7 protein-coding genes are annotated in these 7,764 nt (G+C 75.4%); 5 read left to right on the forward strand and 2 right to left on the reverse strand.

The features are described 5' to 3' along the window. Window position 1 precedes the first annotated feature (1 nt). The 3 genes from ABT247_RS14440 to ABT247_RS14450 all read left to right on the forward strand — a co-directional run bounded on the left by ABT247_RS14440 (window position 2) and on the right by ABT247_RS14450 (window position 3,886). Window positions 2-1,810, forward strand: a complete 1,809-nt coding sequence (locus ABT247_RS14440; protein ID WP_350742550.1) for a beta-ketoacyl synthase N-terminal-like domain-containing protein — start codon at window positions 2-4, stop codon at window positions 1,808-1,810. Window positions 1,811-1,902: 92 nt separating this feature from the next. After that, a complete protein-coding gene (locus ABT247_RS14445) occupies window positions 1,903-3,132 on the forward strand; it encodes a cytochrome P450 (protein ID WP_350742562.1) in 1,230 nt (409 codons plus the stop codon). A gap of 58 nt (window positions 3,133-3,190) precedes the next feature. Beyond that, window positions 3,191-3,886 carry a formyltransferase family protein gene (locus ABT247_RS14450; RefSeq protein WP_350742552.1) on the forward strand — a complete coding sequence of 232 codons (696 nt, stop codon included), beginning with the start codon at window positions 3,191-3,193 and terminating at the stop codon, window positions 3,884-3,886. A gap of 51 nt (window positions 3,887-3,937) precedes the next feature. Here ABT247_RS14450 and ABT247_RS14455 read toward each other — a convergent pair whose 3' ends face one another. Together ABT247_RS14455 and ABT247_RS14460 are read right to left on the reverse strand one after the other, a co-directional pair. Then, window positions 3,938-4,897: an AraC family transcriptional regulator gene (locus tag ABT247_RS14455; protein WP_350742554.1), complete on the reverse strand. Its 960-nt coding sequence runs from the start codon at window positions 4,895-4,897 to the stop codon at window positions 3,938-3,940. Window positions 4,898-5,006: 109 nt separating this feature from the next. Then, the gene (locus ABT247_RS14460; RefSeq protein ID WP_350742556.1) at window positions 5,007-5,495 is read right to left on the reverse strand and encodes a hypothetical protein; all 489 of its coding nucleotides are present in this window, start codon (window positions 5,493-5,495) and stop codon (window positions 5,007-5,009) included. 343 nt (window positions 5,496-5,838) lie between these two features. On the opposite strand from ABT247_RS14460, the gene ABT247_RS14465 reads away from it, so the two are divergent. After that, window positions 5,839-6,465, forward strand: a complete 627-nt coding sequence (locus tag ABT247_RS14465) for a hypothetical protein (protein WP_350742558.1) — start codon at window positions 5,839-5,841, stop codon at window positions 6,463-6,465. 191 nt (window positions 6,466-6,656) lie between these two features. Further along, window positions 6,657-7,727, forward strand: a complete 1,071-nt coding sequence (locus ABT247_RS14470) for a DedA family protein (protein WP_350742560.1) — start codon at window positions 6,657-6,659, stop codon at window positions 7,725-7,727. The last annotated feature ends 37 nt before the right edge of the window (window positions 7,728-7,764 follow it).

The raw sequence follows: 7,764 nt of genomic DNA on the forward strand, positions 1-7,764 counted from the left end.
CATGACCGACCGCCCCCAGCAGGACCCCGCGCGGGCCCCCGAGCAGGACTACGACCCGGGCGACGTGGCCGTCATCGGCATGTCGCTGCGGGCGCCCGGCGCCCGTACCAAGGAAGAGTTCTGGGACAACCTCGTCCACGGCCGGGAGTCCGTGTCGTTCCTGGCCAAGGACGACATCCACGTCGACGAGACCCTGATCCACAGCCCGTTCTACGTCCGGGCCTGCGGCCTGCTCGACACCTACGACCGGTTCGACCCGTCGGTGTTCGGCATCAGCGACCGGATGGCGGCCGCGATGACCCCGGAGAACCGGCTGTTCCTGGAGAGCGCCTGGGAGACGCTGGAGGACGGCGGCTACGACCCCGACCGGCTCACCGCCGAGGTCGGCGTGTACGGCGCCAACAACCCGCAGACCGCCGCGCTCTACAGCTCCCCGCCGGACCGGGTGTCCGTCGGCCCCGAGGCGATCGAGGCGAGCCTCGCGTGGTCGCCGGACACCATGACCTCCAACGCGCTGTACTACCTGGGGCTCACCGGCGAGGCCGTCACCGTCGCGGCCGTCTGCGCGGGCTTCCACTACGCGGTGCACCTGGCCTGCCAGTCGCTGCTGCTCGGCCAGACCGACCTGGCGATCGCCGGCGGAGCGATGGTCCGCCTGCCGCACCCCCGCGGCCACCTGTGGGAGGAGAACCGAGTCCTCTCCAGGGACGGCCACTGCCGTCCCTTCGACGCCCGCGGCACCGGCACCTCGCTGTCCAGCGGGGTCGTGACGGTCCTGCTGAAGCCGCTGGGCCGGGCCGTCGCCGACCGCGACCACGTCTACGCCGTGGTCAAGGGTTCGGCCGTCAACAACAACGGCGTCAGCGCGATGGCGTACGGCCTGGCCCAGCCCGAGCGGCTGAGCGCCTGCATCGCCGCGGCCATGGAGGTCGGCGGCGTCACCCCGGACACCGTGTCCCTGTACGAGGCCAACGGGCTCGGCCTGCCGGTGACCGACGAGCTCGAGGTGCACGCGGCCGCCATGGCGTTCGGGAAGCAGACCGCGACCACCTCGATCGGCGGGGTCAAGGGCAACGTGGGCCACGGCGGCGTGGTGTCGGGCGGCTTCGGAGCGATCAAGGCCGCGCTGGCGCTGCACCACCGTACGCTCCCGGCGACGATCAACCTGACCGAGGTCAACCCGGACCTCGACCTCCCCGGCACGCCCTTCGTGCCGCAGCTCGAGTCGGCCGGCTGGGAGCCCGCGGCGGGCATCCGCCGGGCGGGCATCACCTCCATCGGCGGCGGCGGGTACAACGCCCACCTGCTGCTGGAGGAGGCACCGGCGCCGGCGCCGCGCGCCCCGGAGGAGCCGGGCAGGCCGCGGCTGGCCACCCTGTCCGCCCTGGACGACGACGCGCTGACCCGGCAGCGCGCACGGCTCAAGGACCGGCTGGAAGCCGATCCCGGCCTCCGGCTCGACGACGTCTGCCACACCCTCAACCTCGGGCGCAAGGTGATGCCCCGCCGCTGGGCGGCCGTGGTCCGCACCCGCGCGGAGCTGATCGCCGCGCTCTCGGAGGACGCCTCGCGCGGCTCGGCCACCACGACCGCCGCCGCCCCGCCCGCGGACCCCGGCTCCTTCCCGCGCACCGACCGGGGGATCGTGCCGTCCGGCACGGACGCCCGGGCGCTCGCCGACCTGGCCGCCGCCTGGGTGACCGGTCACCAGGTCGACTTCGAGGCCCTGCACCTGGGGGAGGCCGGCCACCGCGTGCCGCTGCCCACCTACCCGTTCCGGCCCCGCCGGTTCTGGCGGACGGACTGGTGACCGTGCCCGGACCGGCCCCGCACCGCCCGGACGCCGCCCCGCACCCCCCGGACGGCCCGGAGTTCCGGGACGCCCCGGACGCCCCGGACGTCCTGGACGCCCCGGACCTCGGCGACCCGGCCACCTTCGCCGACCACGACCTCGACGGGCTCTGGCGCACCCTGCGCGACACCGCCCCGCTGCACTGGAACCCCCCGGCCGGCGGCCGCCGCGGCTTCTGGGTGCTCTCCCGCCACGAGGACATCATGGCCACCTACCGGGACGACGTGAACTTCACCTCCGAGCGCGGCAACGTGCTGGTCACGCTCCTGGAGGGCGGTGACGCCGGGGCCGGCCGGATGCTGGCCGTCACCGACGGGCACCGGCACCACGAGCTGCGCAAGATCCTCCAGCGGGTGCTCTCCCCGAGGGTGCTCGACGAGGTCGCCCGGACCGTCCGCCGGAACACCCGGCAGTGGATCCGCGAGGCGGTGGAGTCCGGCGGCTGCGACTTCGCCGAGCAGATCGCCGGCCGGATCCCGATGACCACCATCGCGAACCTGCTCGGCGTGCCCGAGCAGGACCGGGACCTCCTGCTCGGCCTGACCAAGGCCGCGCTGTCGGCCGAGGACGAGGACGTCGAGGACGTCGACTCCGCGATGGCCCGCAACGAGATCCTGATGTACTTCACCGACCTCGTCGAGGAGCGGCGGGAGGCGCCGGGTGACGACGTGATCAGCATGCTGATCGGCAGCTCCGTCGACGGGGTGCCGCTCACCGACGAGGACGTCGTGCTCAACTGCTACAGCCTGATCATCGGGGGCGACGAGACCAGCCGGCTGACGATGATCGACTGCGTCCGCACCCTCGCGGCCCACCCCGAGCAGTGGCGCCGGCTCAAGCGGGGCGAGGTCGCCGTCGACACCGCCGTGGACGAGGTGCTGCGCTGGGCCTCACCCACGATGCACTTCGGGCGCAGCGTCGTGCGGGAGACCGAACTGCACGGCGTACGGCTGCAGCCGGGCGAGGTCGTCACCCTCTGGCACGCCTCCGGCAACCGGGACGAACGGGTCTTCGCGCGCCCCGGCGTGTTCGACCTGGGCCGCACCCCCAACAAGCACCTGGCCTTCGGCTACGGTCCGCACTTCTGCGTCGGCTCGTACCTGGCCAAGGTGGAGATCGCCGAACTGCTCACCGCCCTGCGGGACTTCACCGCCGGCATCGAGCAGACCGGCGAGGCGCGGCGGATCCGGTCCACCTTCCTGACCGGCTTCTCCACCATGCCGGTGCGATTCGTGCCCGAGCCGCGCCCCGGCACGGCTGCGCGATCACCCGCCGACTGACGCCGCCGCCGACCGACCGTCAACCGAAGCCAGCCGACCGACGACCGCAGGAGTGCGGATGAACATCTACATGTCAGGACAGGGGGCGTTCGCGGTGCAGGTCGCGGAAGCCCTCCAGGGCGAAGGGCACAAGATCGTCGGCGCGGCCGCCCCCCGGCTGCGCAAGGGGCACTCCGACGAGGGCAGGCCGATGTCCTGGGACCGCCTGCGCTCCTGGGCGTTCCCCCGGGACATCCCGTGGACGGACTCGGCCGAACTGCGCGCGGTGCACGTCCCGGACGGCGTGGACGTCATCGTCGCCGCGCACTCCCACGCCTTCCTCGGCCGCCGCACCCGCGCCCGGGCCGCCGTCGCGACCATCGGCTACCACCCCAGCCTGCTGCCGCTGCACCGCGGCCGGGACGCGGTCCGCTGGACGATCCGCGACGGCGACAAGGTGACCGGCGGCAGCGTCTACCACCTCACCGAGCGCACCGACGCCGGCCCGATCGCGGCCCAGGAGCACCTCCTCGTGCCCCCGGGCTCCACCCCGCAGAGCCTGTGGCGCGACCACCTGGCGCCGCTCGGCGTCCGCCTCCTCCTGAAGGTGGTCGCCGACCTCGCCGCCGACCGCCGGATCGAGGTCCCCCAGGACGAGGCCCTCGCGACCTGGGAACCCGCGATGGGCGCGCCCCCGCTGTTCAAGCCCGAACTCCCCGCGCTCCCCGGCACCGTCCGGGTGGACGGCCACCGGTCGGCCCTCCACGACCACTGACTCGCCGGTCCGGTTCCGGCGGCGGGCCCGCGGGTGACGACCTCGCCCGGCTCAGCCGTTCCGCCGGAGGGTGTCCCCCGGCGGCCGCCGGTAGGCGTCGCGGTACAGGCCCGCGAAGTAGCCGGGGTGCGCGAAGCCCCACCGCATGGCGACCTCGGTCACCGTGGTGCCGGCCGGATCGGCGGCCGAGAGGTCCCGGTGCGCCGCGTCCAGCCGCACCCGGCGCAGGTGGGCGAGCGGGGTGGTGTCCAGGTGCCGGCGGAAGGCGTACTGGAGGGCCCGCGGGGTGACCCAGGCGGCCGCCGCGATGTCGGCGAGCGTGATCTCCCGCTCGGCGTTCGACTCGATGAACGCGAGCGCCCTGCGCAACGTGGCCGGGGTGGCGTCGTTCCGGTCGGCGGGCACCGGGTCGGTGCGGGCGTCGTGGGGCAGGGCGGCGAGGGTCGCCGCCGCCAGGTGCTGGGCCGCGGTGGCGACGAGCAGGCCGTTCTCGCAGGCGGCCGGGTTGCCGAGGACGTGGTCGCGCACGTAGGCGACGACGGCGCCCAGCTGCCGGTTCGCCGCGTCGTCGACGGGGCGGGCCCCGGTCAGCCGCACCGGGCCGCGCCCCTCGGGGCCGGCGGGCGAGACGGCGTCCAGCAGGTCGGTGTCGAACATGGCGATGGTGTAGCAGGCGGCGCGCACCTCCCCCTCGTAGGGGGCGTCGGGCGGGGCGACCAGGAAGGTGTCGCCCGGGCCGAACACCGTCTCCTCGCCGCCCCCGGTCCGGTCGGCGAGCGTGCCGGAGTGCATGCTGACCAGGCACACCCGGCCGAGGGCGGCGGCGTCGTACGCCATGTCGTAGCCGAAGGAGAGCCGGTCCACGCTGAGCGGCCCGACCGCCTGGCGGCTGATCCGCGCCCGGGCGTCCTCCACCGACCTGCCGATCCGCATCGGCGTGTAGGCGGTGGACAGGAACTCCTCCGTCTCCTCCAGGCTCGTGCTGTCGAAGGACAACGATTCGATCACCATCACCACCAGGCCGTCGGCGCGGCCACGTCGGCCGCGTTCCCCCTCCCGACGGTACGCGCCGCGCCGCGCCGGGCAAACCCGGCGGATCGGCCCGCAGCGGGCGCCGGTGTCAGGACCGGGGGCGGCGCAGCCGGTGCAGCACGGCGGCGGTCGCGGCACCGTAGGCCAGGTGCGGCACGATGTCGGCGGCCCAGTCGGCAGGGGTCCACTTCCGCGGATCACTGATGCCGAGCGCGGCCAGGGGTGCGTCCGCCGCGGCCAGTGCGGCCGCGCCGGCGACGACGGCGACGACGTACGTCCCGGCCCTGCTGGCGGGCCCGGCGACCGCGCCGGTCAGCACGCCGACGCCGAGCCCCACGCCCAGTCCGGCGGCCAGCCCGAGCAGCGGCCCCAGGCCGGCGACCCGGTTGGACCGTTCCTCGTCGGCGCCGGGCACCGGCAGCCCGGTCCGGTCGGCCAGTGCCTCCACGGCCTCCTGGGGGGTGTCGCTGGAGGGCCGCCCGCGGACGGCCATGTCGAGGTAGGTGACGGCGTTGAGGGCGGTGGTGCCGGCCGCGCCGGCGGCGAGGCCCTCCAGTGCCCGGGTGCGGACGGTCATGGCGCCACCTCCCGGCACGGCAGCCGCCGCGGGGGCCGTCGCCGCTCGGCGGCGGACATCCGGACGGATGCCCGAGCGGGCGTTCGAGCCGGTCTCGGGGCAGGCGTCTGGGCAGGTGTCTGGGGGTTCATCGGTCCGGTCCTCCCCACGGGGGTGGCGGCGATCGGACGACCGCCGCTGGCGCGCCTTGCCGGTTCCCGGCGGACCATGCGCGCGGAAGGATTTCGTTTCCACGGCTGCGCGGAGCGGCCGTTTCGCTCCGGGAGCTGTGCCCGGGGTCCGCGGTGGCCCACCGTGGGAGCAGCACCCACCCGGGGTGCCCTGGTCCGCAGGGAGGGCTGCCATGACCTCGCACGCACCGCACTCGCCGCACGCACCGCACTCGCCGCACACTCCGCACTCGCCGCACTTGCGGCCGCCGCCCCGCGAGCCGCGCCCGGACACGGTGTCCGGCGAGGGGATGAGCGCTCAGGTCGCGGACCTCGCCGCGGAGGCCGAGCGGCAGGTCCGCGAGGGGTTGTGGGACTTCGCCCCGCAGGACCAGGCCCTGGCCCGGAAGACCGCCGACGGCCTGGCGGAGGCGGTGGGCTCCGCCGCCGATCAGGAGCGGTTGCCGGTCATCGAACGCCTGGAGGACCTCCGCGAGGCCCTCGCCGTCCTGGCCATCGGCATCGCCCGCACCCACGGCCGACTGGCCTGGTTCCTCGCCCGGGCGAGCACCGTCCTCGCCCCGGTCCTGCACTGGCGGGCGCTGCCCGCCGACCGGCGGCACTCCTTCGGCACCGTGGTGCCGACCCCTCATGAACTCGCCGACGCCGAAGGCGCGGTGCGACGGCTGCACACCGTCCTCGCCCGTACCGACGCGGTCGCCATCGAGCCGCAGCGGGGGCTGGACACGGCCCCGGACGCGAGCACTGGCCCGCACACCCCGGACCGGGGGCAGGCCGTCCCGGAGCCTGGCCGGGGCTGACGCCCGGGGCGCGGCGCCGGCGCAGCCCCGGCGCCCACGCCAGCCCGTTGCCCACGCAGGCCCGGTGCCCACGACGCCGCCCGGGTGCGGCGTCCCGGCAGCCGGCCGGCCCCGGGCACGGCGGAGGCCCGGCTCCGGGGCTGCGTTACATTGGGGCGGAAAGGGCCGCCGATCCCCGCGAGGTGTGGCCGATGCACGCGATCACCGACTGGCTGGACGGCCTGTCGGGCCCGGTCGTGTACGTGGTCATCGGCGCCCTGGTCTTCACCGAGGACGCCCTGTTCTTCAGCTTCTTCATCCCCGGCGAGACCGCCGCCGTCCTCGGCGGCTTCCTCGCCGACCGGGGCCGGGCCTCGATCGGCTGGATGGTCCTGGTGGTGGTCTGCGCGGCCGTCCTGGGGGACTCCGCCGGCTACGAGATCGGCCGCCACCTCGGCCCGGCGATCCTGCGCACCCGTCCGCTGCGACGCCACGACGAGCAGGTGGACAAGGCGCGCGACCTGATCCGCCGCCGCGGGCCGGCCGCCGTCTTCTTCGGCCGCTTCGTCGCCTTCTTCCGCCCGCTGATGCCGTCGCTGGCCGGCATCTCCCGCATGCCGTACCGCCGTTTCCTGCTCTACAACGCCCTCGGCGGCCTGGCCTGGGGCGTCGGCTTCACCCTTCTGGGCTACTTCGCCGGAGCCGCCTACACCAGGGTCGAGGGCACCGTCGGCCGGGTCACCGCCATCGTGATCGCCGCCCTGGTGGTGATCGCACTCCTGGTCTGGTACGTGCGCCGGCACCGCTCGCACGCCCGCGGGGCGTCCGACGGCGACCGGCGGGGCGGGGCCCGGCGGCGCGGCCCGGCCCGGCGGCGCGGCACCGGGCTCCGGGTTACGGTCGCAGGGCCGAGGTGTCCCCGTCGGCACCGTTCTGCCGACGCCGGCCCCGAAAACCCGGTTCGGACGGGGCTTTCGGGGCACCCGTCTGATGTCCCCGCCGCTGACGCCTCGGAAAGGGAGGAAGCAGCCATGACCACGCGCGACGACGACAACGGGACCCAGCCGGACGAGGCCGCCCAGGAGCGGTCCGCCGAGGAACGCTCGATCACCGCGCCCACTCCGGCCGATGTCCGGAGGAAGGCGGAGGGAGGAGCGGGAGCCCGGGAGCGCTCCGCCGAGGAACGCTCGATCACGGCCCCGACCCCGGCCGACGTCCGACGCAAGGGTGAGACCGACGACGAGGGCCCGCAGCCGCCCGGAGCGGACGCCGTGGCGCCCTGACCCGGAACCGCCGCGCCCGCCCGGCAGCCGCTCGCCG

Origin of the sequence: Kitasatospora sp. NPDC001539 (assembly GCF_040298565.1) — a bacterium.
Taxonomy (GTDB): Bacteria; Actinomycetota; Actinomycetes; order Streptomycetales; family Streptomycetaceae; genus Kitasatospora.

Bases quoted from the DNA above. Each gene is read 5' to 3' on its own strand.
- ABT247_RS14455 (WP_350742554.1), bottom strand. From the start codon at position 4,897: ATGGTGATCGAATCGTTGTCCTTCGACAGCACGAGCCTGGAGGAGACG.
- ABT247_RS14460 (WP_350742556.1), bottom strand. From the start codon at position 5,495: ATGACCGTCCGCACCCGGGCACTGGAGGGCCTCGCCGCCGGCGCGGCC.
- ABT247_RS14450 (WP_350742552.1), top strand. From the start codon at position 3,191: ATGAACATCTACATGTCAGGACAGGGGGCGTTCGCGGTGCAGGTCGCG.
- ABT247_RS14465 (WP_350742558.1), top strand. From the start codon at position 5,839: ATGACCTCGCACGCACCGCACTCGCCGCACGCACCGCACTCGCCGCAC.
- ABT247_RS14470 (WP_350742560.1), top strand. From the start codon at position 6,657: ATGCACGCGATCACCGACTGGCTGGACGGCCTGTCGGGCCCGGTCGTG.
- ABT247_RS14440 (WP_350742550.1), top strand. From the start codon at position 2: ATGACCGACCGCCCCCAGCAGGACCCCGCGCGGGCCCCCGAGCAGGAC.